Source organism: Algoriphagus faecimaris, from assembly GCF_900101705.1.
GTDB classification, from domain to species: Bacteria; Bacteroidota; Bacteroidia; order Cytophagales; family Cyclobacteriaceae; genus Algoriphagus; species Algoriphagus faecimaris.
Genome location: NZ_FNAC01000016.1, coordinates 20,871 through 46,457, shown reverse-complemented (window position 1 = coordinate 46,457; position 25,587 = coordinate 20,871). Strand labels below are relative to the sequence as shown.

Below are 25,587 nucleotides of genomic sequence, written 5' to 3'. Positions count from 1 at the left end.
ATAACTTTTGGTATTGAGAAGTGTTTTGAATTAAAAATTAGGACAAATCGTGCGAATCATGAAGCTAAAACTTTCCTCACTATTTTTTTTGACCTACCTGATTATCGGGCTTTCAAGCGCATGGGCTACCCATATTCGTGCAGGTGAAATAATAGCAGAAAGAATCTCTGTGCAGACACTCACTTATCGAATCACTGTCGTAGGATATACCGATACCCGATCAAATGTGGTTTTCGGACCTGGTACGATCAATTTTGGTGATGGAAGAGAGGAGCAGCTTAATACGGAAAGTGATTTCTCTTTGAATGAGAGCCTAGGTAACCAAATCGAAAAAAACACTTTTGTCATCACGCACACTTTTCAGGGACCCGGCACATACACCATTCGTTTCCAGGAATTCAATAGAAACGATCTAACACTTAACATGGACAACTCAGTCGATACACCTTTTTATGTTGAGACTCAGATCACTATCGACCCATTTATTGGAGTTAACAATTCTCCTGTTTTGACCATTCCCCCTGTAGATAACGGTGCTGTAAATGTTCGATATATTCACAACCCTGGCGCATATGATCCTGATGGAGACAGCTTGGCCTACGAGCTTGACGTACCCAAGCAGGCTTTTCAGCGTCCAGTGAATAACTATCGCGATCCAAACAATGCCGAGTTTAGCACCAATCAAGAGTCGGGAGTTTCTCCAGCTCTCTTTTCTATCGATGAGGTATTTGGAGATTTAATTTGGGACGCTCCTGGTACGGCAGGTCAGTTTAATGTGGCATTTAAAATCAAAGAATTCAGAAAGCTAGATGGCGAATGGGTACAGATCGGCTACGTGGTACGAGACATGCAAATCATTATCGAAAACTCCAATAATAGGAGACCCGAGCTAATTTTACCTCCTGATCTGTGCGTGGAGGCAGGTACACATATAGAAGAAATCATACAGGGAGAAGATCCTGATGGGGACCCTATCAAGATTGAGATTTTTGGAGAGCCGATTGAAATCTCCACCTCGCCGGCAAGCTTCTCACCGGAGGCAGAATTTCAACCCAGCCCCGGCATCGTCAATTTCAACTGGCAAACCGTCTGCAATCACGTCAGAGCAAGAGAATATGATGTAAGAGTCAGGATTACGGATCAACCTCGATCAGGACCCGCGCTAGTGGATATCAAAACCTGGCGAATTAAAGTCATCGGTCCTCCGCCAGTTTGGGATGAATTGGAGCAGATGCCAGGTCGAACGGTAGCGCTAAACTGGGATCCCTATGCCTGTGCTAATTCTGCCAGTGAGATGCAAATTTGGCGAAGAATCAATTCGGATCCCTACGAACCTGATAGTTGTGAAACAGGCATCCGGCCTGGCTACGACCTGATTGGCACGACTAATATGGAGACCTTCAGTTTTGATGACCTAAATGGTGGAGAAGGCCTAGCTCCTGGAAACACCTATTGCTATAGGCTAGTTGCTGCCTATCCTGAACCGCGACTTGGAGAAAGTATCGTTTCAGAGGAAATCTGCATCACCATTGATGTAGACGTGCCGATTATCACCAATGTCAGCGTAGAACAAACAGATGAGCAAGATGGAGAAATATTCATTAAATGGACCCCTCCTTATGACATCGATCCTGAGCAATTCCCTGGACCATTTACTTATGAGTTGATCAGAAGTACAGGGTTTACAGGAGATCAAGACCGCACTTCATTAGGGGTCACCTCAGATACCTTATTTACAGATACAGGGCTGAATACCGAAAATCTAGTCTACAATTATAAGGTAATTCTTATCGAAGAGGACACTAAGATTGACACCTCATCCAAAGCCTCCTCGGTGTGGCTAGAACCCACCATTATCAATGAGGCTATTGAATTAAACTGGGACTTCACCGTCCCTTGGAATAATGCCATTGGGGAATTTAGACATGAGGTCTATAGAAATAGAACAGATCCTGATGCCGCTGATGAGGATACCTTTGAATTGATCGCGGAAGTGGATGTCACTCAAAGTGGGTTTCAGTTTCTGGATGATGGCAGCTTTAATGGTCAGCCTCTCGAGAGAGAAATAGAATATTGCTACTATGTCATCACAAAGGGTGCTTATAACGTCGATGGGTTAGTGTATCCTCTTGAAAACAAGTCCCAAATCGTTTGTGCGAAACCTGATGACAATAGACTCCCATGTCCTCCCGTTCTTACCTTTGAAGGGCCTGAGTGTAGTGACTACGTCGCTAATTTACCTTGTAATTCGAATACATACTTTCATGATTTAAGCTGGGAACCGGATTTCTCAGGTGAATGTGATGACGAATTATCCGGGTATCGATTATACTTTACCGCCAATGGTGAGGATAGTCAATTTGAGTTGATCAAGGAGCTCTCCTCCTTAGAATTATCTACCAGAATCACAGAGCTGACTAACTATCGGGGATGCTACTACATCACTGCAGTGGATCGATCTGGTAATGAAAGCGAGCCCAGCAACATAGTCTGTGTAGAAAACTGCCCTAATTATGAATTGCCAAACGCTTTCACTCCTAATGGTGACGGCCTTAATGAAACATTCATGGCCTATGACAACCCATTCGCAAGGTGTCCTCGATTTGTCACGGGTGTAGAGATCTTTATTGTCAATCGCTGGGGTGCTGAAGTTTTCTCCTACAACAGTCTAGAATCCAATGAAAATGATGTATTTATTCGTTGGGATGGTAGGGATCAAAATGGAAACGAGTTACCAGCAGGGACTTATTTCTACTCGGGCAAAGTTTTCTTTGACGTCCTAGACCCAAGGGAGCAAGAGCAAGCGCTCAAAGGCACCATTCAGATTATTCGATGAACTCACACAAATCCGTCATCTTTTTTGATGGAGTATGTAATCTCTGCAATGCCTCTATTGATTTCATCATCAAAAGAGACCATAAAAACCGATTTCTAGTAGGGGCATTGCAGGATGAATACAGTCAGAAAATTCTTTCAAATCACCAAGTAAAAGAGGGCTATCTCGATTCGCTCGTATTGCTAGAAAGTGGTAGTATTTACTACAAGAGTACTGCAGCACTCAAAATCTCAAGAAATCTCTCAGGACTTTGGCCGATTCTTTACCCCTTGATTTTCCTGCCTGCAGGCCTTAGAGATTTAATCTATGACTGGATCGGAAAAAATCGCTATCGCTGGTTTGGTAAAAAAAATACCTGTCGTCTACCCTCAGCTGAAGAGAAAGCAAAGTTTTTATCAGAAAATAATTTCAAGCTTTAAAACGCCTGTATAATCATCCAATAGATCGGCATGCCCAAAGTAATATTAAAGGGAAAAGTAATTGCCAAAGCCATAGGAATATAAAGTCCTTCATCCGCCTCCGGATTAGCTAGTTTCATAGCTGCCGGTACAGCTATATAAGAAGCACTAGCGGCCAAAATCGAGAATATAAAACGATCGCCATCTCCTGGAGTAATCCAATAGCTCGCAAAGGCCACTACACAGCCATTGACCAAGGGCACCAAAATCGCAAAGACCGTGGAGAAATAGCCGTTTTTAAAGAAGCTTTTTAACTTTCTGCCACTACTGATCCCCATATCCAACAGGAACACCGCCAAAAATCCTTTGAATATATCAGTTACAAATGGCTTAATACCTTCCGCTTGCTTTTCATCAGCAATTAGCCCTATCAACAGGCTGCCCAAAATCAAAAGCACGGAACCGTTGGTAAAAGCATGGGTAACTATACTCCGCATTCCTCCATTGCTCTTGTTTTCCGAATATTTTCTAAGAAGAATAACTCCTGATATAATGGCCGGTGCCTCCATCAGGGCCATGACAGCTACCATGTATCCACCAAAGCTTACTCCCTGTAGATCTAAAAATGAAACCGCCGCTACAAAGGTAACTGCCGAAATAGAACCATACGCCGCAGAGATGGCTGCAGCATTGGGTGTCCCCAATCGAGACTTAAGAAGAAAGAAAGTGTAAAAAGGAACTGCAGCAGACAGAAAAATACCAAAAATCAAGGCCCAAATAATGGTCATTTCGAATTCGCTATGGGAAAGCTCCTGCCCTCCCTTAAATCCAATCGAAAGCATCAAATACAGCGCAATAAATTTGGCCGAAGTAGGCGGAATCTCCAAATCACTCTTGAACCTCACTGCCAAAATCCCCAACACAAAAAACAATAAGCTGGGATTAGTTAGATTGTTTATCAGTATTTGAAAATCCATACTGCAAAGATTTGAGATAAAAATTTTAAAAAAAACAAAAACATAATTTTTATTTATCGTATATGGGTTAAAGATTAGATTTACTTATGAATATTTCTTTCACTCAGCTCCGCGCTTTACAGGCAATAAACGAGCATGACAGCATCACCAAAGCTGCCAAAATGCTTAACATGACTCAGCCGGCTGTTTCTATGCAGCTTAAAAACCTCCAAGACCAATTTGATGTCCCTCTCACTGAGATCATCGGCAAAAAAATTCATATCACAGAATTTGGTCAAGAGATAGTGGAGATGTCGGATAGAATCTTTGCTGAAATGGATCAAATCGAACAGCGAATGCTTGAACTCAAAGGACTTCTGGCTGGAAAAATCAGGATTTCCGCTGTTTCTACCGGTAAATACATCATTCCCTACCTAGTCGCTGATTTCCTTAAAATAAACCCTCATGTAGAGTTCAGTCTGGAAGTTTCTAATAGATACAAGGTCTTATCTCATTTGCAAGAAAACAGTACAGACTTGGCTTTGGTCTCCCTTTCCCCAGAAGATCTTGATCTAGAACACATTGTCCTTTCAGAAAATCACTGGCACCTAGCCTCTTCCCCTGAGAACGCTGCCAAATATCAGGACCTCATCGAACGTGGAGCTTGGGATAAAATCCCTTTCATCTTAAGAGAGAAAGGATCAGGCACTCGGGTAATGATGGAGAAGTTTTTCAAAGAGAAGGACATTCATATCCAAAGTAAGATGGAATTAGCCACCAATGAAGCCGTGAAACAGGCCGTAATGGCTGGACTTGGTATTTCCTTATTATCTAATTTCTCCATGAGTAAAGAAGTAAAAGATGGACGAATCAAGCTTCTTCAGCTTGAAGGCTTGCCACTTACGGCAGACTGGAAACTCATTTGGCTCAAACAAAAAAAACATCCCCCTGCAGTAAAGGCCTTTATCCGATGGATTGCAGAAAACAAGGAAAAAGTTTTCAAAGACCACTTTGAGGAATTCTAATCAGAAGCCCTCCTCCAGAAGGCCAAACAGAAAAATTCTATATTTGCCCTGAAATCAACTATCAATTCATGAAGGCATTTGTTTTTCCGGGCCAAGGAGCCCAATTCCCAGGAATGGGAAAATCACTCTATGAATACAATCCGAAAGCCAAGGAGCTATTTGAAAAAGCCAATGAAATCCTTGAATTCCGAATCACGGATATCATGTTTGAAGGAACTGATGAAGAACTCAAGCAAACCAGGGTAACTCAGCCTGCAATCTTTTTGCACTCTGTGATTTTGGCAAAATCCACTCCGGACTTTAAGCCAGACATGGTAGCTGGCCATTCTTTAGGGGAGTTTTCTGCACTAGTGGCCAATGGAGTTCTTTCTTTTGAGGATGGATTGCGTCTCGTCTATCAGCGGGCCATGGCCATGCAGGAAGCCTGCGAAATCAATCCCTCCACCATGGCGGCTATCCTTGGCCTAGCAGATGAAAAGGTGGAAGAAATCTGTGAACAAATCACCGAAGAAATAGTGGTTCCTGCCAATTATAATTGCCCAGGTCAATTGGTGATATCAGGCAGCAATAAAGGAATAGAAATCGCCTGCGAAAAAATGAAAGCTGCAGGAGCCAAGCGCGCGCTCCCATTACCTGTAGGAGGAGCTTTTCACTCACCGTTGATGGAGCCGGCTCGGGAAAAACTTCAAAAAGCAATCGAAAACACCACCTTTGCAAAACCTATTTGCCCTGTCTATCAGAATGTCAGTACCACCGCAGTGACGGAAGTATCAGAAATCAAAGCTAACCTCATTGCTCAACTCACAGCCCCTGTCAAATGGACTCAATCTGTACAGAATATGGTGAAAGACGGAGCACTCGAATTCGTGGAATGCGGTCCCGGAAAAGTACTCCAAGGGCTTGTCAAAAAAATCCATGCTGAGGCCAACGTCTCGGGCTTATAATCATGCTTTCAAGGCTGTCTCAAAAGGGACAGCCTATTTTACTTAGCCAAGAAAATTGAAACGGAAGAAGAGTCCTTACAGGCTGACAATAAGGATCGTTGGTCTTTCTTCAAGAGAGGATGGATAAAATCAGGCAAAATTTCCACCAGAGGCTCCAAGACAAATCTTCGCTGATCCAAAAGTGGATGAGGCACTTTCAACTCGGGAAGATGAATAACTTCCTCCTCCCAATAGAGAATATCAATATCCATGGTTCGATTTCCCCAGTGCGTATCCCGCTTCCTTCCCAAGGCCAATTCGATAGATTGCATTTGAGCTAAAAAAGCCATCGGAGTCGATGTGGTTTTGACAATCAATAGTTGATTCAAAAAATCCTGATCAGCCACTCCTCCCCAAGATTCAGATTGATAGATGGAAGAAACACAAATTACCTCTCCGTGATCAGAAATCATCTCTACAGCTTTGATAAGAAGTCCTAGACGGTCTCCTTCATTGCCTCCCAAAATGATGACCACATTTTTAAACATTATTGATAGAAAACAATTTTTTATTCATTCCTTGAAATAAACTATTTTGCAGTCAAATTTATCCAATTATGAAATTCTTAGGAAATGTTTTGGCAGTTATTGTCGGACTCTTTGTATTTAGCATTTTGAGTGTTTTGCTCTTTTTCGGCTTAATCGGCATTATTGCCGCATCCACAGACAAAGAAGTCAAACTAGAATCAAACACGGTACTCCACCTTGATCTTAATGGTAGAACTCTCGTAGAGCGCACCTCTGATGATGATTTTAACTTTGGGGCTTTTGGCAATCCCTTTGGTCAGGATTTCTCCGCAGGTCTCCTCAATTTAAAAAAGGCAATCAAAGAAGCAAAATCCAATGAAAACATCAAAGGAATCTACCTCAATACAGGCTTAATCTTTGCTGGGCAGGCAAGTCTTTTAGAACTCCGGGAAGTCTTAGAAGACTTCAAATCCTCTGGGAAATTTATCCTGGCCTACGACGAGGCCTATTCCGAGGCAGGATACTATTTGGCATCGGTAGCAGATGAAATTTACATGAACTCATTAGGAGGCATTGAGTTTAACGGGCTTTCATCTGAAGTAATATTCCTCAAAGGCTTTTTTGAAAAAGTAGGGATCCAACCTGAAATCTTTAGGGTAGGCGAATTTAAAAGTGGCGTTGAACCGTACATTTTGGACAAAATGAGTCCTGAAAACAGACTTCAAACCCAATTCTTCCTCGATGATATCAATCAGCAAATGCTTCAAGCAGTCAGCCAATCAAGAGGAATTTCTTTTGACAGCACCGTTTTGATCAATAATCAAATGCTGGTCAGGGATCCTGAGGATGCGTTGGAATATCAATTGGTGGACAAACTGGCCTATGAGGATCAAGTCCATGCTGCTCTTCGGGAAAAGCTAGGCTTGGAGGAAGATGATGAAATCCCAACCATCAATGCGACCAAACTGGGCTCTCTTGCCAAATCAAAGAATCTCACCTCCAAAAACCGTATCGCTGTTATCATTGCAGAAGGTGAGATCACAGGTGGCAGTGCAGAGGGAGTAATTAGCTCAGAAAAATTTGCTAAAGAAATTCGCAAAGCAAGAAAAAATGAAGACATCAAGGCGATCATTCTGAGGGTAAATTCACCTGGAGGTTCTGTCTTAGCCTCTGAAGTGATCTGGAGAGAAATGGTAGAAGCTAAAAAAGCAAAACCCGTTATCGTCTCCATGGGAGAAGTCGCAGCCTCAGGCGGCTACTACATTGCGGCTCCAGCTGATGTTATTCTAGCCCAGCCCAACACCATCACCGGGTCGATCGGGATTTATGGCCTTTGGTTTAATGTCCAGGAGCTTATCAATGATAAACTAGGAGTCACGACAGATGTGGTGACCACTGGAGAACTTTCTGATTTTATGAACCCCTCTAGACCGCTTGCTGAAGTTGAGCGATCTATCATTCAGAACCAAATAGAGGAAGGCTACGAGACCTTCATCACCCGAGTGGCGGAAGGCAGAGAAATGGATCCTGAAGCTGTCAAGGAAGTTGCTTCAGGTAGGGTTTGGACTGGAAATCAAGCTAAAGAGAGAGGTCTGGTGGATGAGATTGGCGGTTTGGATAGAGCAATAGAAATTGCTGCCGAAAAAATTGATGCGGGTGAGGATTACCGTGTCATCTATTACCCTGAGCAGAAACCTTGGTTTGAAACTTTCATGAGCGATTTTGGTAATAATGTAAAAGTCAAACTGCTCAAGTCACAATTTGGGGAGGAATATGAAATTCTAAGAAAAGTAGAATCCCTCAAAAAGTATCAAGGCATACAGGCAAGAATGCCTCAAGAAATCCAAATTAAATAATTCAAAAAAAAGGCCTTAAATCAAATCTAAGGCCTCTTTTTTTATCTTTGCTGCAACAAAATCAACCAAGCTTTTTCCACATTTCCCTCTTCCAGTTCTTCCTTGGCCCAGAGGTGCAGGTGATCTAACCAACTTGCGGGATCATTTTGAAACCTCACTCTCATTTCTTCTACCGCTGCGGTTTTCCCAAAGCTTTCGACGGCTTCCTCATCAGGCAGCTGCTCTACATTACCCAACCTACCGAGATTATTGCCTGTCAAAATCACACTGTTTCTAATTGCTTCAGGGATCTGATCCACTCCTATTCCCAAGGTTCGTAAGGGTTTGGGAATTTCAAAAAGCGAATCACCATTTGTTCTTGAATACCAATTCCCCCCTAAACGTGCCACCAAATCCAACTTATTAGGGTCAATGACACCCTGCTGATCCAAAATCTGCTCATCCACGTGCATACACAAGACCTCACAGATTACCAGATTACCTGATCCTCCACTTTCTCCAAGTGCTTTCACCTCATTGACTTTACACTCGAAAGATACTTTTGCTTCCTTGACTCTAGGCGGCTTGACTAGGCTAGATTTCACTGGCGTGAGTCCCGCCTTTTCAAATTCATTGATTCCTTTGGCATACTCTGTACTTGCAAGCGACATCTGCTCGACAAGCCCATAGTGGACAGTATGGATTACTACTTCAGGAACTTCTTTGACATTTTCAAGAGTATGTTTGGTCGTATTGTCTCTCACCCTGCGAGAAGGGGAGAAAATCAAAATAGGTGGATTGGTGCTGAATAGATTAAAAAAGCTAAAAGGACTTAAATTGATATTTCCTTCCAAGTCTATGGTGCTGGCAAAAGCTATTGGCCTAGGGGCAATACTTCCCTGTAATAGCGCATGAAACTCTGGAACAGGCAGGTCTTTGGGATAAATTGTTTTCATTCAATCTAGTTTAAGTAAAATCTTGCTTTTGGCTCAAAAGAACTAAGAAAAGCCATTTCTTTTGGCCAAATTAAAGGTCTATTTTCAATCTTTAACAAATACAGGTCAATAAGTTCACTCATGAAAGCCCAAAACTTCCAAAAGCTCTTTCTTTCTCTCCTCCTCACTCTCATAACTATCACCTATGCTTCTGCCCAAAGAGCCCATCATTTTGCCACTTTCAATATCCGATGGGACAATCCACAAGACATTGGTAATCTTTGGAAAGACCGGGCTCCTCAGATAGCAGCGCTGATTCGATTTCATCAAATCGGAATCGTAGGAACTCAGGAAGGACTGAAGCATCAAATCGAACAACTTAGTGATGCATTAAACTTTGACTACCTAGGTGTAGGAAGAGATGATGGAAAAGAAAAAGGAGAATATACGGCCATTTTGTTCGACTCGGAAATGTACACTCTGCTAGACCAAGGAACCTTTTGGCTCTCTCCCACTCCCGAAAAACCAAGTAAAGGATGGGATGCCGCACTGAATCGGATTTGTTCTTGGGGAAAATTCCTGAGTAAAGATCAGACCGAATTTATGGTTTTCAACATTCACTACGATCACGTAGGCCAAGTAGCACGCGAAGAAAGTAGTAAATTATTAATCCGAAAAATCGAAGAAATCAACATCAATAATCTTCCGGTCATTCTTTTGGGTGACTTTAATGTCACACCGGACAATGCGGCTTACACTACGCTCATCAGAGCTCAAGGCTGGAAAGACGCCCGATTGATTTCCCAAGTACCTGCTTATGGGCCCGTCGGAACTTTTACCGGTTTTGACTGGGAAAAAGAGCCGGAGGGTATTATTGACCATATCTTTGTCAAAGGCAGCCTTCAAGTAATCAGGCATGGCATTCTGACAGACAACTATGGTAAAAAGTACCCTTCTGACCATTTCCCTGTATTAGTGGAGGTTGAATTTTAACCCTATACGCAAAGTACTACAGAGAGACTAGTTCATCAACTCTTCAATTTCATCAGTTTCGATCGGAATATCCCGCATCAAATCGAAATAGCCATTCTCTTGAATGACAATATCATTTTCCAGCCGGATGCCTAGACCTTCTTCTTGGATATATATTCCCGGCTCTACGGTAAAAACCATCCCCGGCTTGATCGGGCCATACATAGTCCCTACGTCATGGACATCAAGCCCGAGATGATGCGATGTCCCGTGCATGAAGTATTTCTTGTAAGCAGGCCAATTGGGATCCTGATTTTTGACGTCAGTTTGATCTATCAAACCCAAACCGATCAGCTCGGATTGCATGATCAAACCTACCTCTTTATGATAATCCTGAATTGTAGTGCCGGGACGAAGGATGTTCATTGCTTCTCTTTGGACTCTAAGGACTGCATTATACACAGCTTTTTGTCGGTCGGTAAATTTCCCGCTGACCGGTATGGTCCTAGTCATGTCAGCGTTGTAATTACCATACTCCGCTCCCACATCCATGAGCAGCAATTCTCCTGGATTACAAGCTTTGTTATTTTCTATGTAATGAAGCACACAGGCAGATGCACCGGAGGCAATAATGGGCTCGTAGGCAAATCCTTTGCTGCGGTTACGAACAAATTCATGTAAGTACTCCGCCTCTATTTCGTATTCTGTAACCCCAGGTTTTACAAATTTTAAAATCCTTCTGAAACCCTTCTCTGTGATGTCACAGGCGATTTGCAATTGGTCTATTTCTTCCTGCTCCTTTACTCCCCGGAGTTCATGCATTACAGGTGCTAGCCGGGCATAAGCGTGTAGGGGAAATTGCTCCTTGCAGCTTTGAATAAATCGGGCGTCTCTTGTTTCCACCTGGCTTCCCGCCCGAAGATGCTCATTGGTATTGAGATAGACTTGGTCAGAGAGCGCCATCACCGTATTAAAAATCTGCTCAAAAGCACCCAGCCATTGAATATTTTGTATTCCAGAGGTAGCTTCGGCTTCCTCCTTGGTATATTTATGCCCTTCCCACACAGCGATGTGCTCATTGGTCTCGCGCAAAAAGAGCACTTCTCTATAATTGGAATTGGGACAGTCAGGTGCTAGTAGAAGAATGGTTTCCTCTTGATCAATTCCACATAGATAAAAGAGGTCATTGTTCTGTCTGAATTTCATCGTGCCGTCCGCATTGGTGGGCATGATATCATTGGAATTAAAAATAGCCACCGAATTTTTAACCATTTTTTCGGCTAGCTTTTTCCGATTCTTAATATAAAGCGTGGAAGATAGGGGCTGATATTTCATAAGATTATTCTTTCTATTATTCGATTGTATTAATGATGGCCCTTGCTCCTGCTTAAAGGCTCATGTTTTTTTGGTATGATGTTTACAGAGTAGAGCTTGAAATTAAGAGAAATCAAGCTTTAGAACAGGCTTTGAACTTAAAAATATTAAAGGGAAGCAACTAGAAGATAAAAGCTTTCAGTAAAGAAAACTAAATCCTCGCCTTCCCTGTTGAGGAGAATCAATAGATTTTTAAGTTTCACAAACTTAAGATTATTCCTTCAGAGAAAATAAAAGAGGAATTTAATTACCTTGATTACAAAATCGAATTCATGATTCAAATCAAAGAGCTGGCAAATGGCATCCGTATCGTGCATCAAGAAGTCACACATACCCGATTGGTTCATTGTGGGTTTGTCCTAAATATAGGGAGTCGAGATGAAACCAAAGAGCAGGAGGGCTTGGCTCATTTTTGGGAGCACATGGCTTTTAAAGGAACCAAAAGGAGAAAAACCTTTCATATCATCAACCGTCTCGAGTCTCTCGGTGGAGAATTAAATGCCTATACGACCAAAGAAAAAATCTGTTTTTATGCCTCCGTCTTGAAGGAGCATTACCCCAAGGCGGCCGATTTGCTCTTTGATATCACCTTCAACTCAACCTTTCCTCTTAAAGAGATTGAAAAAGAACGGCAAGTAATCTTGGAGGAAATGGCGATGTATAGAGACTCTCCTGATGACTCGATACAGGATGAATTAGATGAGTTGGTTTTTGATAATCATGCCTTGGGTAGAAATATTCTTGGAAACGAAAACACAGTCAGAAATTTTTCACAGCAAGATTTCTTTGATTTCATTTCCAGCCGTCTAGATACCAGTCAAATTGTATTTTCTATCGTAGGAAATATTTCATTTGCTAAGGCACTACGAGCCATAGAAGGTCCTTTGAATCAAATCCCTTCCAAACGAACACTTTACACAAGAAGCCCTTTCAAACATTTTCAACCCCAATCAAAAACAACCAACCGTGAAATATCTCAAGCCCTAGTCGGAATCGGAAGGCCCGCCTACTCCCAATTTCACCCCAATAGGTATAAACTTTTTCTCTTAAACAATATTCTTGGCGGACCGTCCATGAACAGCCGTCTCAATTTGGCATTACGGGAAAAATACGGCTATGTTTACAGCATAGAATCCACCTATCAGCCTTTTTCTGATACGGGTTTTTTCGGAATATTTTTTGGCACAGAAGAAAAATCCCTTCGGAAATCCGAACAAATCGTCATGCGAGAGTTGAAAAAATTAAGAAATAAAAAATTGGGCAGCATGCAGCTTCACATGGCCAAAGAGCAAGCGATCGGTCAAATGGCCATGGCTGAGGAGATGTATGCTGCATTGATGCTTGTCTATGGCAAAAGCCTTATCGATCATGGCAAAATCGATCCACTTGAGCTAATTTTCGAACAAATCAGAACGACCAATGCAGAGGAACTGCTAGAGATTGCAGGCGAAATTTTTGAGCCGGAGCAATTGAGCTACCTCACTTATTTACCCAATTAATCATGGAATTTATCGCCCCCGAATTACTTTCCTATTGCGAAAATCACAGCACTGAAGAAGATGCTCTTTTGAAAAAAGTAGTACGTGAAACTCAGGCAAAAGTCCTCATGCCAAGAATGCTTTCTGGACACTTGCAAGGTAAGTTTTTACAGGTTTTGGTGAAAATGCACCGGCCACAGACCATACTTGAAATCGGCACCTACACAGGATATTCAGCTATTTGCATGGCTAGAGGACTGAGCAGTACCGGCAAATTGATCACACTTGATAAAAATGACGAGCTGGAACACATGGTCCGGGGATTTTTTAGTGAAAGTGGCTATGCTAATCAAATCGACTATCGACTGGGAAATGCTCTAGACCTCATCCCCCAGCTCGAGGGTTCTTTTGATTTTGTATTTATCGATGCAGACAAAAAAAATAATGCTCAGTATTACCAATTGATCATAGACCGAGTGCCTTCAGGAGGCATAATTCTCGCGGACAATGTACTCTGGTCAGGCAAAGTAATACAGCAAGAAGGCCAAAAAACGGATAAGGATACCAAGGCAATTTTGGAATTTAACCAGATGGTCGCTGATGATAAACGAGTTGAAAACTGCCTACTTCCTATCCGAGATGGACTCATGATGATCAGGAAGTATTAGGACAGGTAATTTTAGGAATCATTTTTGCGTGAAAAAGCTTACATGAGTCCACGAATAACGATGAGAAAAAAAAAAATACTAAAACTCACTTTTAGCCTTCTTTTTATACTACCCCTTTTGACTCAGGCGCAAACCCCTCAAGTACCTGCTGAGCTCGAATTTGCGGATATGATCATCCGAATAAATCCGCAAGCAAGAAGGGAAATTCAACTGGATGTCGACGCGCTCTATCGCAATCCCTCCTATTTCAAAGTAAAACTAGACCGTGTCAATTTATTTATGCCCTATGTGGAGCGCGAGCTCAAAGCGGTGGGTGTACCCTTGGACTTAAAATACTTGGTCATCCAAGAAAGTGGACTCATCGCTGATGCGGTTTCTACCTCAAATGCAGTCGGTTTTTGGCAATTCAAACAAGGTACTGCAGAGGAGGTATTTCTCCGCGTAGACAACCAGATAGACGAGCGGAAAAATATCGTCACCTCGAGCCGTGGAGCTGGGTTATACCTAAAAAAACACAATAATTCATTTGACAACTGGGTCTGTGCCTTGGTCTCCTATCAAATGGGATTGGGCGGAGCAAAATCCTATTTTGGCAACCGCTACAATGGCCAAAAAGTAATGGATATTGACCGAAATAGTCATTGGTATTTCAAGAAGTTTTTGGCGCATAAAATAGCCTTCGAAAACCAGCTGGCAATATTGACATCCTCGAGGCAGCGACTAGTGGAAGTAAAGGTCCAGGGACCTACTAATCTATCCACTTTAGCAAAGAGATACCAAGTCAGTGAAGATCACTTAAAAGAAATGAATAAGTGGACTTCGAATGGTCGGATTCCGGCAGGGAATTTCTCCTTGTTTTACATTGAAGAAGTCTCTCCAGATTATCAGCCGGCAGTCATAAAATCGCAGCCAGAACCTAAACCAAGCCCAGAAAAAGCTACTACTACCCTAGCAGCAGGTCCCATGGATGCTTTCCCGAAAATCGAGGGTAATACACAGCGGGCTACTCAACCTAATCAAATCACTATCAATAATCTTGATGGAGTTCAGGCTGCCAAAACCACTTCTGTGGAGCAATTTGCAGATCAAGTAGGTATCAAGGAGCGAAAACTCAGAAGACTAAATGACCTTGACTCAGACGAATCCATCGAAGCCGGTAAATACTATTATACACAGAAAAAGAAACCAAAAGCGGCAGTAGAAACCCACGTAGTCCAGGCTGGAGAAACACTCTGGAGCATCTCCCAAAAATACGGCATCAAACTCTCTTCTCTGAAAGCAAAAAACAGAATCCGAAAGGACAGGGATTTGAAAGCGGGAATGGTACTCAATCTTCAAGACCATAGAAAGCGTGGAGAGGATATTCCGATTGTAAAAATAAATCAAACCCAAAGAGTAGCCCAAGCCAAGCCTGAAGCTTCTTCACCTACTCCTGCAAAGGAAGTCTCTACTCCCAAAAGCGCAACACCTTCAGCGCAGTCCAGTCAGCTATCCCATACTGTTTCTCCAGGAGAAACGCTCTATGCGATCAGTAAAAAATACGGTGTTACCGTAGATCAAATCAAAAACTGGAACCAAATCGGAAGTCAAAATATCATCAGCGTTGGTCAGAAATTAACTATCTTCAAACCCTGATTTCACTCCTATTTTCTATGCGTCATTTTCTACTTATGGTAGGGCTGTTATACTTTTGCCTGACTCTCGAGTCAGTAGCCCAAGATAGACAGATCATCCCTGACACAGTACTCATAGCAGGAGATACCCTTCTGATGCTAGGCGACTCATTACTGATAGATGAACCTATAAAGGAAATTTTTTGGAAGACCGGAGGAAATTACAACTTAAATATTCAGCAAGTAACACTGACCAATTGGGCTGCAGGGGGAGCGAGCTCTTTTGCCCTTAATACAGGGGTTTCCCTTTTCGCCAATTATAAGAAAGACAAAAAAGTGTGGGATACTCAGGTGAATATAAACTTAGGTTTTAACAGGCAATCAGACCGAGATTTTAAAACCAGAAAGACCAATGACAATTTTAACTTTGTTAGTAATTACGGCCGAGAAATTTCAGAAATGCTCTACCTGTCGACTCAGATCGATGCAAGAGCCCAACTCCTTGAAGGGTACAAGTACAGCAGACCCGCAGGAAGTGAAAATGATGTAAGGACCAAAATCTCAGACCTTCTCTCTCCAGGCTATATCCAATCCTCCACCGGTCTGAATTACCGAAAAACCTATGAGAAGAAAGGTAAGCTTTCGATGATTGTATCTCCATTTACCGGCCGATTCACCATCGTGATGAACGACTCCCTGAGCAATGCAGGAGCCTTTGGGGTGACACCGGGAGAAAATGTAAGGGCTGAGGCAGGAGTATCATTTGCAGCGTCCGTCTCTGATTTTCAATTGATGGAAAATATCACCTGGAAGGCTGACATTAACCTCTTTTCCAATTATGAAAGCTTCGGAAATATGGTCGTCAATTTCAACTCCATCGTCCGAATGAAGGTCAATAAATACATCTCAACCCGAATCGAAACCGTGCTCATCTATGATGAGGAGGTGTTTATACGCCAAGAAGACGGCTCTTCCAAACAGGCCGTACAGCTTCAGAATCTAATAAACTTTGGGATTTCTTTGGATTTTTAGTAATCTGTCTCCAATCCAAACCTTTTTGAAAACTCCTTCAGTGCAGGATGCTTTTCGGTCAAAAATCTAAACTTATCAGAATCTGTATAAAGTTTAGAAGACTGTGTGGCGATTTCTTCTTTAGTTACTATTGAAAAAGTGAACTGCCCCACCCCTGCCCGTTCGCGTATCAAACGAATCAATTCAGGCTTCATTTTCTGAGCGATTTCTTCCTGTACATGTCCCATCACTTCTACTACAAGCTCATTTTCCTGAACCTGCAGGGCTTGATTCAAAATGGCCAGTTCAAGGTTTTTACCTTCTGATTTGAATTGCTCCTTAATGAAAGGTAGTACTTGCTCTAGAAGCTCTTGAGTGATACTTTTTTGATTTTCGGTCGTAGAGACAAACTCAATTGGTTTCTTTTCTTCCTCCACCTTTTCGGGTACAGCCTCTTGTACCTGTTCTCTGACGATCTTTTTAGTATGAGAAAGACTTGTAGGAATGGAAATAGTTTTCTGAATAGGAGTGGTTTTTACTCCTAGCTTTGCTACTGCGGGGGTAGCTATAGAAGCAGCTTCTTCTTTAAGTTCAGCTGCTAGGCTTTTTTTTTTGAGTCCTCTACTACAAGAGCGGCCAGGCTGAGAGCTTCAGGCAACTTTGCCATTTTCATCAGCGCCAATTCCACGTGTAGCCTTTGGTTTTTACTAGATTTGTAGTGGATGTCGCATTGATTGGCGATATTCAGTGCAGAAAGCAAAAAGGACTGACTCGCTGATTGGGTTTGCTGAAGGTAGCGCTCCTTCACGGAATCTGAAACTTCGATCAGGTCCAAAGTAACCACATCTTGTGACACCAATAAATCTCGAAAATGCTCTGTCAGACCGACAATGAAATTGTGTCCATCAAAGCCTTTTTTCAATATCTCATCAAAAATCAATAGTGTCTGAGAAATATCTCCAGCCACTAGGGCATCAACGACTTTGAAATAATAATCGTAATCGAGTATATGAAGATTAGAAATCGTCTCATGATAAGTGACTTTCTTTCCTGCTGAGTAGGTGACAATCAGGTCAAAAATAGAAAGGGCATCCCGAAGCGCTCCATCTGCTTTGGTGGCGATCAATCGCAAGGCCTCCTCCTCATATTCCACGTTTTCCTTATCTGCGATGTACTTCAAATGCTCTGCAATGTGCTTGATTTGAATTCGATTGAAATCAAAGATCTGACATCGAGAAAGAATAGTGGGTATAATTTTATGCTTTTCCGTGGTGGCCAAAATAAAAATGGCATACTTTGGAGGCTCCTCAAGCGTTTTCAAAAAAGCATTGAAGGCTTGATTCGAGAGCATGTGCACCTCATCAATGATATAAACCTTGTACTGACCTTTTTGAGGAGCATACCTCACCTGATCCACCAGGTTTCGGATATCATCTACCGAGTTGTTTGAAGCAGCATCTAGCTCGTAAATATTGAAGGAAGAGTTATTGGCAAAAGAGACACAAGACTCACAGGTGCCACAGGCTTCCTGATCACTTCCTCTGTTTTCACAGTTGATGGTTTTGGCCAAAATTCTGGCGCAGGTGGTTTTGCCTACTCCTCTAGGACCACAAAACAGAAAGGCCTGAGCCAAATGGTTGTTTTTAATGGCATTCTGCAGCGTAGTAGTAATATGCTGCTGCCCCACCACACTTTTGAAGTTAGCCGGTCTATATTTTCTTGCCGAAACAACGAAATTTTCCATCGCTGCAAGATATAAAAATCTGTTTATTTGGAGCCCTTGAAAAAGACACAATCCAAAAGAATTTCCAAAAGCCCTTAAGAATTAGAGGGATTATTTTGGGATGAGCAAAGGTTGCCATTTGCTTTGGCGAAAGGAGATTATAATTTTTACAGATTAAAAAAATCTCCCTCAATCATCTTCTCAGCTCAATAGCAGGCAGTGGAATGAGAAATTTCTTTTTGGGAACCAAAATTGAATTACTTTTGTCATCCGTAATGAAATGGGGCTGACCGGTTTTGACAGTAAGTGTAAAGATCGGGCTCGCATGCAGGCTGGAGTATGTACGGCCTTGAAAGATTCATACGAACCATAAATGGCGAAAATTCTTACGCCATGGCTGCCTAATCTAACCTTTACGGGATAGAAAGCTTAAAGGGTTGAGTCCGCCGTGGCGGATTCCCCGGCCACATCTCACCACCTGTGGTCTGATCCGGGTGGATCCGAGGTGTCGATCAGGTCAGACTGCGAGCGGTGATGCGATTAAGCCGTTCTAAGATCAATCGATAAGCTAGGTTCAGGTGTGTCATCCAGCATAATCTAGTCGAAAAACCAACAGGTGACTAAGCATGTAGACGGTACGGTGTTTCCTTATCTGGACGCGAGTTCGAATCTCGCCAGCTCCACGTTTTAGATTAAATAGGCCCTGTAAAGACTTAATTTACAGGGCTTTATTTTTTGATGATGTTTTTCCAGTGGATATTCAGTGGTACAACCTGGTTAAACATTAATTTGATTTGATACTTTTTACTAAGTTAAGGAATTCTGATTCAACTTTTGGGTTCACCACGTTTCCACTCAGATTTATCAGATAAGCATTCTTTCCCAAAATAAATGCAGCAGTGCATTCCTTCATAGTCAGTTCTGAATCAACCCTAGCTGTGCTGACATATTGAACTGAATTTTGAGAAAGGATCTTTCCAGTAGAAATTAATCTACCTCCACTGCTCAAAACTCCTTCCTTAATATTTGCCAAGAAACTAGAAATATAAGTTTCACGAGTACTTGAGAATTGAGTAAGATCCTTGGAGAGATCAATTACAGAAATACTGAAAATATAGACCTGCCCAGCTTTTTGGTAATTACATGTATAATACACGTTACTTCCTTGCCTTTGACTCATTTTAGGATTGCACTCCCATTGAATAGAAATGTCCTGATTTTGAAATGAAGCTTGACTGTAGGAATTACTCAGGCTAAGCAAGAGCCCAAGAATTGAGAATAATAGATTTTTCATTTTGATTCAATTTATAGTTTTTAAAATTAGATTAATCCTTCATCTGCAAAGCTGAAATACCCTTCATCTGAAAGAATCAAATGATCAAATAGATGAATGTCCATCACCTTGCATCCTTTTGCTACTCTCTTGGTAAGATTTAAATCACTAGAAGATGGTTTCAAATTCCCTGAAGGATGATTATGACTTAAAATAACGCTGGTAGCAAGGCTTTTTAACCCCACACCAAGGATTATCTTCATGTCACAGGTAACACTTGATATACCTCCTGTAAATGCTCTAAAATAACCCAAAATCCTACCTCCATTATTGAGATACAGAATGATGAATTCTTCTCTTGCACAGATCAGGTCTTGATTGTATAGCTCTTTCAATACCCTGTAGGCATCTGAAGAGCTTCTGATAGACCCTAAACTTTTATTTTTGTGATTAGGTCTATATGAAATATTGATTTCTGAGATAGATTCGTTCATATTCAATTTTTTATATAAAAGAAAAAACCTACCCCGATTGAGGTAGGTCTTAGATTAATTCAAGTACCAGAATCCATCAGATTTATTCTCTAAAGCATTCTGTATCTGCAATGTAAAATCATAAGCATTGACTTCTCTTTCAAGAAATTTGTCAATGTAAGATGATTTCACTGCACCTGTCATCAGATTGTATAACCTCCACAGGTCAATTCTACCAGATTCATACCTAGAGAAATTCTCATCACTGTAGTAGGATTCTGCTACTCTGGAAATTTGAGTATCATTAATCAGTAGCTCTGGAATATGAAGCTTCTCTTCCTTGGGTAGATACTGATACATTCTAGCTCTTCCAATCAACTTGGCAAACTGTGATTCAGATAAATCCATTTCTGGGAGTTGCTCCATTCTGGAGATTTGATCTACTGCATCATAGCCAGTGAATAATTCATAGGACTTGGCATACAACTCCTGCAAGGACTTCACTTTCAGATCTAACTTTGACCCATCTGTAGAAATGCAAAGGTTGGTACAGACCGTATTTTTGAACCCCACAAAGATTTTGAAGTGCTCATAACTTCCTTTGTTAGTATTCATATTGTCCAGATTGTAGGCCTTCACACCTCCAACGGTTAGCTCTAGTAACTGCCCATTAACATCCTGCATGATAGTAGGAATGGTCACCATAAAGGCCATTCTTTCATAGTAGATGGTCTTTTCATTCGGAAATAATTCACTAGCTTTTTTGTGTCTAGCTTCATAAACCCTCCCTTTTACTGCATGAGAGACCCTAACTGAGGGTGCTGAAAGATCTCTAATAGAATAAGCATCTTTGGCAGCTTCAGTCACAGCCTCCACAAATTCCACTTGAGAAATAGCAGGTTCATTGTCTTTCAGAAACACAGGAATGATGTGTTTATCCCTAATTTCATTTAGATCCATTTCTATGGTATTGGCTTGTAGGAATACATTCCCCTTGCCAACTTCTTCAGAGTTGAGGTTTTGAGGCCTCACTAGTGTATTTTCCATTGGTTTCAAAGGGTTTTGGTTTCAATAATTCCTGCTTTTTCATAGAAAAGGTTTGAAGCTGATCCTCAGTGACCTTACCAGATTGCTCATACAGCTCATACAGCTCCTGTAGGTTTTTGCAGGAATTGATAGCTTGCAATAAATCCATTTTTTCCTCAGGTAATTTGGTATCAGCTGACTCACACCACTCTTTGATCTTTAGACCTGTTTCTTGAGTGATTATAAATTCATGCTGAGAGGAAAATAAACCAGTTCTATCCTTAGATGCTCTTGCATGGTGTCTGATATTGATGTCAAATACCACAGTGAACTCATAGTCCATCCCATCTCTGGTGACTCCTTTTAACCCTACCTTTTCAGGTACAGATTTGCCATTCTTCTCCATCATCACGTAATCTTGCTTTGACCTGATCGTAGCAATCACGTGAACAGGTGTATAAAGAATTGCATTAACGAATGCATTGTGTCTTGGAGTAATTTTAGCCCAATTGGAGAAACTGTTCCCAGCCATATTTCCATGGATATCTAGGATTCCACCGTCACCCTCCCATTCATGAGAAATAGAGTCCAGAATAATAGCTTCCATACCCTGAGCATGACACATTTTGATTGCTTCCATGTACTTCTCTGGAGTATAGGGAGCAGTAATTCCAAGTACATTGTATTCTCCAAGATGTGAATAAAGATCAGCTGAACCATTTTCACTGTCTATCACTGCAATCTTGGACCAATCTCCTACCAATCCATAGGCAAGGAGTAGCGCACTGGTAGTCTTACCTGATCCACTTGGACCTTGTAATCCCACTTTAATTTTGGCCTGCCTTCGAGCAGCCCTACGGAATACTAAGTTTTCCATAAGTGTTATAATATAGTTATGTGAAACACAAAAAGCAGCCCACTCGGACTGCTCTAAACCAGGTATTTAGCCACCTCCACGTTTGAATATATAAATCCAAAAATTTGAAAAACTCAAACAATAGATGGCGGGGTATGACCCAATTCAAGACTTATGGGGGGTAGTGATCCAATGTTGTTTTGGTAAATTCTGAATCAGAAGTTCAAAATTTTTTATATAAAAAAAATATTTGGAAAGGTGGACAAGAGAGGATTTCTATATAGGAAAAAAAATGACTCGCGTCCACCTAAAATTAAGAAACCAAAGACTTCAATAATTTATCTGAAACTGAAAGTAATACTTTTTTATCATCTACACCTAGCTTCTCATCTAGTTTATCTCTAAAGCTATTTCTTGATACTTTCGTCTTAAACTTGGGAGAATCAAAAGAAATAATTTTATACTTAGTTTTTTTCTTCCTTGTAACTCTAATTAATTCAACTTCAAAGATATGATTTAAAAATTCAGGGAATAATTGATTTGATATAATCAAATCTTGATTTATAAAATCATTTATGTGATCCTCAGAATTCTTTCTTTTGTTTATAAATAATTGATTAAACTTGTCTTTAAATGCTGAAACTTCTATTGAATCACCAATTTTAAATAGAGACTTTATTTTCTCATCAAAGAATTTAGAATTTCTTAATTTATAAAACAATAAAATTCTCCCAAACTTAATAATCTGTATAGCCTTTTCATTATATTCTCTTAAGGAATTCTTCCAGTCATTTCCATCTAAATATGAAAAATAAATACTTTGTAAAAGTAAGCTAGCAGTTGCTCTATCCTTTAAATTAGCCTCTGCTTCATAAAGGGCCAAAAGTGAATAATTTGCACCGTCAAAAAACCCAGAGGTTCTAAGAATTCTTGAATCATAACTACTTAAAAATGCTTCAACTTGATCTTTTGCATTAAGTTTACTAAGCTCTTCGAACTGTGAGGTAAATATTTCTCCTTTTTTAATCTCGAAGTATTGAGATAAATAATCCAATAGCGATTTAATGCCATTTTCGTATTCTCTTGCACGCTTGGAGTCATATAGCAAGTAATCAACTGAAAAATCAGATACAACAACTTGACTCGCTGAATCTAATCTTAATAGCCCCTTAATCCCTTCAACTTCCGTCTCAAGCAACCCATTAACTATGGACTCTTTTAAGTTTTTATTCTTTAATCCAGCTAGTGCTCTAGCTTGAATTTCTAAATCATTCTTGATATCACCAAATTTCTCTAAAAACTGTTTTTTATTTATAAACGGAAATTGACTTTTTATCCATGGATTAGCGAGCTTTCTGAATGAAATCAAACTAAGAGAATGAGGCTTAACCCGAATTCTTCCAATTATTTGAAGAATCTTCTCGGGAAATAAAATTGAATACCTCATATCATCAGCATTACACACAATAAGATGAACTTGCTCTTTGATATCTACTCCCACAAAATAAGCTGAGGTTGCAAATGTAATCTGTTTTGAAAGTTTACCATTTTCAATCTTTTCCCAGGACAAACCTTTCATCAGTTTTTCTCTAGAGGAAACAGAGCAAAGGACTCCAAAATCTTCTAATTGATATCTCTCATCCTCTAAAAGGGTTTTAATTACACGATTGATGTGAGAAACTGAGTTTAAAGCAATAAATATTTTTTTATTGTTATCCTGAATATAAAGCTGATTGATATAATTGGCTGTAGCCAATACTTGGTTTTCTACCAGAAAAACATTCAAAGGCTTTTTGACATAATCATCTAAATGAACTTCAAAAAGTGGAAAATCCTTTTTTGGTTTAAATCTAGGATCTGAAAATTCAATCAAGGTTGCTGTTACTACTGTCTTGTTGCTGAAATTCCAGAAATAATCTACAACTGATTCTAAGGAAGTTCTATAGGAGGTGTCCTGCTGGAATGAGTCTATTTCATCAATAATTATTGCATAGTCTTTATAAACCGAGTCTCCTAAGGCTTTGACTATTTTAGGAAAGCTGTCAGCTACTGAGAATACTTTCTTAAATCCATTTCCCGAATTAAATTTGGTTATTTCCTCGTCCTTGATCTTCCCAAACCCTCCACCTAGGTAAAAACATGAAATCCCCTTTTCCTTCTCTTTTTTAACCCATTCTTCATACTTGGACCTAGCCAATGATCTAGTAGGGGAAACTATAATGCTATTCCGTTTCGAAACGATCTCACAATGGGTAGCTCCAATTCCAGTGTATTTCTTATCAATTATTCCCGTGGGAAGTCCGTTCTTTTTAAAGTCAAAGTGATCATCCTTGTAATCTGAAAGTGTCTGACCTTGAGTTAATTCAATTTTTATAACGCTCATAGTAAATTACTAAATATTTTAAAATTCCATAAACACCTCAAATTGAAATAAGAATCGAAATCAATCATTTCCAAGAATTTTTTATAAGAGTTATAATGGAAATGAGGTCCTCCCATTGCTTTAAATCATAATTATTTTCGTCGAAAAACTTTACTTTTTCTCTAAAGGATCTTTGAATTTGATCTTTTTTTAGAACTACACCTTGGTATTTATTGATTGATTCCATATACCCTGTCCATTGTATAGGAATAAATTCTCCATTTTCCATCAAACAATCTTTCCCCAGATACATTTCGATGCTTCCAGCTAGCCCATTTATATTCATTACCTGAATCCCTGTGGGGCCTAAAGTGGGATAGTTTTTAGCCCATTCAATTTCTGGATATTGTAATACCTTTATATTATTTGGTAAATTGACTTTTTTAAGATTTTCAATTTCTTTTGATGCTGCGGAATCATTGTCAAAAACCGCAAGTATAAAATTATTAATTCCTGATCCTACAAATGATTTAATTGTATGGATAAGTCTAGATGCATTGGCTTCATATTTTGAGTTTTCGAAGTCCATGAAGTGATAATAACCTTCAAGATGCTTAAAAAAATAATTAAAGCAAATTTTTAAGAACTCAGTGTCTGTTTTACCTTCAGTTAAAAGAATAATTTTTTTCGTGTTAATTAAGGACTGAGGGGCTTGAACCCACCCTCCTTCAATAATGTCTGTTAAGTTATACTCAATTATACTTTTTGAATCAATAACTGAGAGAATTGACCATAAACCCAAACTTATTGACTGTCCATCTATATACAATTCAGATTTATACAAATAATCCTCAAACCCCCCATATACATCCTTTTTTCTTCCAGATTTTTTTGACTCTATAATTCTCTTTATTGTATCTAAATAGAAATCAAAAGTGATACTTTCATAGATGACAAAATCATAAATACCATCTTCCCTCAAAATTTTTAACGACTCTTCAAAATCAAGTTTTGCTTTTTCATAAGACGCACCAAATATTTCCAACCTTTCCTTGCATACTTCGGCAGTAGAAATAAACGATTTAAATCTTACAATTTCCTCCTCTTCTGGATTATCCTCATCAGAAACTGTAGCTTCATATTCGGTATAGTCAGATTCTAAAAAGATTAAATCAACAATATCATGGTAATAATTATTTTTTAAAGTGAAAATAGGATAATTACAAATAAATAATTCAGAATATGAACCCATAAGTATTTCTTAAAAATAACTGTTTAACTATATTTTAATCACTCCTCAGCAGCCATCCCCAATTCTCCACT

The 25,587-nt window shown here is 40.2% G+C and carries 22 protein-coding genes and 1 other RNA gene; 11 read left to right on the top strand and 12 right to left on the bottom strand.

Annotation, left to right across the window (positions count from 1 at the left end):
- Positions 1–58 precede the first annotated feature (58 nt).
- Positions 59–2,836 carry a T9SS type B sorting domain-containing protein gene (locus tag BLQ57_RS10190; RefSeq protein WP_087939335.1) on the top strand — a complete coding sequence of 926 codons (2,778 nt, stop codon included), beginning with the start codon at positions 59–61 and terminating at the stop codon, positions 2,834–2,836.
- Positions 2,833–3,255, top strand: coding sequence for a thiol-disulfide oxidoreductase DCC family protein (locus BLQ57_RS10185; RefSeq protein ID WP_087939336.1), 423 nt, complete (start codon positions 2,833–2,835; stop codon positions 3,253–3,255). The genes BLQ57_RS10190 and BLQ57_RS10185 overlap by 4 nt, the downstream gene beginning before the upstream one ends.
- On the opposite strand, the gene BLQ57_RS10180 is transcribed toward BLQ57_RS10185, so the two are convergent.
- The gene (locus BLQ57_RS10180; RefSeq protein WP_087939337.1) at positions 3,252–4,211 is read right to left on the bottom strand and encodes a sodium-dependent bicarbonate transport family permease; all 960 of its coding nucleotides are present in this window, start codon (positions 4,209–4,211) and stop codon (positions 3,252–3,254) included. The genes BLQ57_RS10185 and BLQ57_RS10180 overlap by 4 nt on opposite strands.
- 86 nt (positions 4,212–4,297) lie before the next feature.
- Here BLQ57_RS10180 and BLQ57_RS10175 point away from each other — a divergent pair, with 86 nt between their 5' ends.
- Both BLQ57_RS10175 and fabD read left to right on the top strand, forming a co-directional pair.
- Positions 4,298–5,215, top strand: coding sequence for a LysR family transcriptional regulator (locus BLQ57_RS10175; RefSeq protein ID WP_087939338.1), 918 nt, complete (start codon positions 4,298–4,300; stop codon positions 5,213–5,215).
- Positions 5,216–5,283: 68 nt separating this feature from the next.
- Complete coding sequence (fabD, locus tag BLQ57_RS10170; RefSeq protein WP_087939339.1) at positions 5,284–6,159, top strand: ACP S-malonyltransferase; 876 nt, start codon at positions 5,284–5,286, stop codon at positions 6,157–6,159.
- Positions 6,160–6,197: 38 nt separating this feature from the next.
- Here the strand turns inward: fabD and folK are convergent, their stop codons facing one another.
- Positions 6,198–6,686, bottom strand: coding sequence for a 2-amino-4-hydroxy-6-hydroxymethyldihydropteridine diphosphokinase (folK, locus tag BLQ57_RS10165; protein ID WP_087939340.1), 489 nt, complete (start codon positions 6,684–6,686; stop codon positions 6,198–6,200).
- A 68-nt stretch (positions 6,687–6,754) separates the two neighbouring features.
- On the opposite strand from folK, the gene sppA reads away from it, so the two are divergent.
- The gene (sppA, locus tag BLQ57_RS10160; RefSeq protein WP_087939341.1) at positions 6,755–8,521 is read left to right on the top strand and encodes a signal peptide peptidase SppA; all 1,767 of its coding nucleotides are present in this window, start codon (positions 6,755–6,757) and stop codon (positions 8,519–8,521) included.
- 41 nt (positions 8,522–8,562) lie between these two features.
- Here sppA and BLQ57_RS10155 read toward each other — a convergent pair whose 3' ends face one another.
- A complete protein-coding gene (locus BLQ57_RS10155) occupies positions 8,563–9,456 on the bottom strand; it encodes a flavin reductase family protein (RefSeq protein ID WP_087939342.1) in 894 nt (297 codons plus the stop codon).
- Positions 9,457–9,576: 120 nt separating this feature from the next.
- Between BLQ57_RS10155 and BLQ57_RS10150 the strand changes: the two genes are divergently transcribed.
- Positions 9,577–10,428: an endonuclease/exonuclease/phosphatase family protein gene (locus BLQ57_RS10150; RefSeq protein ID WP_087939343.1), complete on the top strand. Its 852-nt coding sequence runs from the start codon at positions 9,577–9,579 to the stop codon at positions 10,426–10,428.
- 27 nt (positions 10,429–10,455) lie between these two features.
- Here the strand turns inward: BLQ57_RS10150 and BLQ57_RS10145 are convergent, their stop codons facing one another.
- The gene (locus BLQ57_RS10145; protein WP_087939344.1) at positions 10,456–11,742 is read right to left on the bottom strand and encodes an aminopeptidase P family protein; all 1,287 of its coding nucleotides are present in this window, start codon (positions 11,740–11,742) and stop codon (positions 10,456–10,458) included.
- 311 nt (positions 11,743–12,053) lie between these two features.
- Between BLQ57_RS10145 and BLQ57_RS10140 the strand changes: the two genes are divergently transcribed.
- The 4 genes from BLQ57_RS10140 to BLQ57_RS10125 are packed head-to-tail and all read left to right on the top strand — an operon-like array spanning position 12,054 to position 16,572.
- Positions 12,054–13,280 (top strand): M16 family metallopeptidase, encoded by a 1,227-nt coding sequence (locus BLQ57_RS10140; RefSeq protein ID WP_087939345.1) that lies wholly within the window; start codon positions 12,054–12,056, stop codon positions 13,278–13,280.
- Positions 13,281–13,282: 2 nt separating this feature from the next.
- Positions 13,283–13,927 carry an O-methyltransferase gene (locus tag BLQ57_RS10135; protein WP_087939346.1) on the top strand — a complete coding sequence of 215 codons (645 nt, stop codon included), beginning with the start codon at positions 13,283–13,285 and terminating at the stop codon, positions 13,925–13,927.
- Positions 13,928–13,987: 60 nt separating this feature from the next.
- The gene (locus BLQ57_RS10130) at positions 13,988–15,562 is read left to right on the top strand and encodes a LysM peptidoglycan-binding domain-containing protein (RefSeq protein WP_087939347.1); all 1,575 of its coding nucleotides are present in this window, start codon (positions 13,988–13,990) and stop codon (positions 15,560–15,562) included.
- A gap of 17 nt (positions 15,563–15,579) precedes the next feature.
- Positions 15,580–16,572 carry a DUF3078 domain-containing protein gene (locus BLQ57_RS10125; RefSeq protein ID WP_087939348.1) on the top strand — a complete coding sequence of 331 codons (993 nt, stop codon included), beginning with the start codon at positions 15,580–15,582 and terminating at the stop codon, positions 16,570–16,572.
- Here the strand turns inward: BLQ57_RS10125 and BLQ57_RS10120 are convergent.
- Both BLQ57_RS10120 and BLQ57_RS10115 read right to left on the bottom strand, forming a co-directional pair.
- A complete protein-coding gene (locus tag BLQ57_RS10120) occupies positions 16,569–16,988 on the bottom strand; it encodes a hypothetical protein (RefSeq protein ID WP_087939349.1) in 420 nt (139 codons plus the stop codon). The genes BLQ57_RS10125 and BLQ57_RS10120 overlap by 4 nt on opposite strands.
- Before the next feature lie 161 nt (positions 16,989–17,149).
- Positions 17,150–18,295 (bottom strand): DNA polymerase III subunit gamma/tau, encoded by a 1,146-nt coding sequence (locus tag BLQ57_RS10115; RefSeq protein ID WP_087939350.1) that lies wholly within the window; start codon positions 18,293–18,295, stop codon positions 17,150–17,152.
- A gap of 261 nt (positions 18,296–18,556) precedes the next feature.
- Here BLQ57_RS10115 and ssrA point away from each other — a divergent pair.
- Positions 18,557–18,960, top strand: a transfer-messenger RNA (tmRNA) gene (ssrA, locus tag BLQ57_RS10110).
- A 98-nt stretch (positions 18,961–19,058) separates the two neighbouring features.
- Here ssrA and BLQ57_RS10105 read toward each other — a convergent pair.
- The 6 genes from BLQ57_RS10105 to BLQ57_RS10080 form a co-directional block, all read right to left on the bottom strand.
- Complete coding sequence (locus BLQ57_RS10105) at positions 19,059–19,568, bottom strand: hypothetical protein (protein WP_087939351.1); 510 nt, start codon at positions 19,566–19,568, stop codon at positions 19,059–19,061.
- A 26-nt stretch (positions 19,569–19,594) separates the two neighbouring features.
- The gene (locus BLQ57_RS10100) at positions 19,595–20,041 is read right to left on the bottom strand and encodes a JAB domain-containing protein (protein WP_087939352.1); all 447 of its coding nucleotides are present in this window, start codon (positions 20,039–20,041) and stop codon (positions 19,595–19,597) included.
- Between the two features lie 54 nt (positions 20,042–20,095).
- Positions 20,096–21,067: a DUF3871 family protein gene (locus BLQ57_RS10095; protein WP_240507795.1), complete on the bottom strand. Its 972-nt coding sequence runs from the start codon at positions 21,065–21,067 to the stop codon at positions 20,096–20,098.
- Positions 21,027–21,923 carry an AAA family ATPase gene (locus BLQ57_RS10090; RefSeq protein WP_087939353.1) on the bottom strand — a complete coding sequence of 299 codons (897 nt, stop codon included), beginning with the start codon at positions 21,921–21,923 and terminating at the stop codon, positions 21,027–21,029. The genes BLQ57_RS10095 and BLQ57_RS10090 overlap by 41 nt, the downstream gene beginning before the upstream one ends.
- Positions 21,924–22,215: 292 nt before the next feature.
- The gene (locus BLQ57_RS10085) at positions 22,216–24,285 is read right to left on the bottom strand and encodes a DEAD/DEAH box helicase (RefSeq protein WP_087939354.1); all 2,070 of its coding nucleotides are present in this window, start codon (positions 24,283–24,285) and stop codon (positions 22,216–22,218) included.
- A gap of 64 nt (positions 24,286–24,349) precedes the next feature.
- Positions 24,350–25,516, bottom strand: coding sequence for a HEPN/Toprim-associated domain-containing protein (locus BLQ57_RS10080; protein ID WP_087939355.1), 1,167 nt, complete (start codon positions 25,514–25,516; stop codon positions 24,350–24,352).
- Positions 25,517–25,587: the final 71 nt, after the last annotated feature.

What these genes read in the sequence shown, in the direction of transcription:
- BLQ57_RS10115 (WP_087939350.1), bottom strand. Translation starts at nt 18,295, where the DNA reads ATGGAAAATTTCGTTGTTTCGGCAAGAAAATATAGACCGGCTAACTTC.
- BLQ57_RS10080 (WP_087939355.1), bottom strand. Translation starts at nt 25,516, where the DNA reads ATGGGTTCATATTCTGAATTATTTATTTGTAATTATCCTATTTTCACT.
- BLQ57_RS10090 (WP_087939353.1), bottom strand. Translation starts at nt 21,923, where the DNA reads ATGGAAAACTTAGTATTCCGTAGGGCTGCTCGAAGGCAGGCCAAAATT.
- BLQ57_RS10135 (WP_087939346.1), top strand. Translation starts at nt 13,283, where the DNA reads ATGGAATTTATCGCCCCCGAATTACTTTCCTATTGCGAAAATCACAGC.
- BLQ57_RS10125 (WP_087939348.1), top strand. Translation starts at nt 15,580, where the DNA reads ATGCGTCATTTTCTACTTATGGTAGGGCTGTTATACTTTTGCCTGACT.
- BLQ57_RS10175 (WP_087939338.1), top strand. Translation starts at nt 4,298, where the DNA reads ATGAATATTTCTTTCACTCAGCTCCGCGCTTTACAGGCAATAAACGAG.
- fabD (WP_087939339.1), top strand. Translation starts at nt 5,284, where the DNA reads ATGAAGGCATTTGTTTTTCCGGGCCAAGGAGCCCAATTCCCAGGAATG.
- BLQ57_RS10180 (WP_087939337.1), bottom strand. Translation starts at nt 4,211, where the DNA reads ATGGATTTTCAAATACTGATAAACAATCTAACTAATCCCAGCTTATTG.
- sppA (WP_087939341.1), top strand. Translation starts at nt 6,755, where the DNA reads ATGAAATTCTTAGGAAATGTTTTGGCAGTTATTGTCGGACTCTTTGTA.
- BLQ57_RS10095 (WP_240507795.1), bottom strand. Translation starts at nt 21,067, where the DNA reads ATGGAAAATACACTAGTGAGGCCTCAAAACCTCAACTCTGAAGAAGTT.
- BLQ57_RS10145 (WP_087939344.1), bottom strand. Translation starts at nt 11,742, where the DNA reads ATGAAATATCAGCCCCTATCTTCCACGCTTTATATTAAGAATCGGAAA.
- BLQ57_RS10105 (WP_087939351.1), bottom strand. Translation starts at nt 19,568, where the DNA reads ATGAAAAATCTATTATTCTCAATTCTTGGGCTCTTGCTTAGCCTGAGT.
- BLQ57_RS10185 (WP_087939336.1), top strand. Translation starts at nt 2,833, where the DNA reads ATGAACTCACACAAATCCGTCATCTTTTTTGATGGAGTATGTAATCTC.
- BLQ57_RS10130 (WP_087939347.1), top strand. Translation starts at nt 13,988, where the DNA reads ATGAGAAAAAAAAAAATACTAAAACTCACTTTTAGCCTTCTTTTTATA.
- BLQ57_RS10140 (WP_087939345.1), top strand. Translation starts at nt 12,054, where the DNA reads ATGATTCAAATCAAAGAGCTGGCAAATGGCATCCGTATCGTGCATCAA.
- BLQ57_RS10190 (WP_087939335.1), top strand. Translation starts at nt 59, where the DNA reads ATGAAGCTAAAACTTTCCTCACTATTTTTTTTGACCTACCTGATTATC.
- BLQ57_RS10100 (WP_087939352.1), bottom strand. Translation starts at nt 20,041, where the DNA reads ATGAACGAATCTATCTCAGAAATCAATATTTCATATAGACCTAATCAC.
- BLQ57_RS10150 (WP_087939343.1), top strand. Translation starts at nt 9,577, where the DNA reads ATGAAAGCCCAAAACTTCCAAAAGCTCTTTCTTTCTCTCCTCCTCACT.
- BLQ57_RS10085 (WP_087939354.1), bottom strand. Translation starts at nt 24,285, where the DNA reads ATGAGCGTTATAAAAATTGAATTAACTCAAGGTCAGACACTTTCAGAT.
- BLQ57_RS10155 (WP_087939342.1), bottom strand. Translation starts at nt 9,456, where the DNA reads ATGAAAACAATTTATCCCAAAGACCTGCCTGTTCCAGAGTTTCATGCG.
- folK (WP_087939340.1), bottom strand. Translation starts at nt 6,686, where the DNA reads ATGTTTAAAAATGTGGTCATCATTTTGGGAGGCAATGAAGGAGACCGT.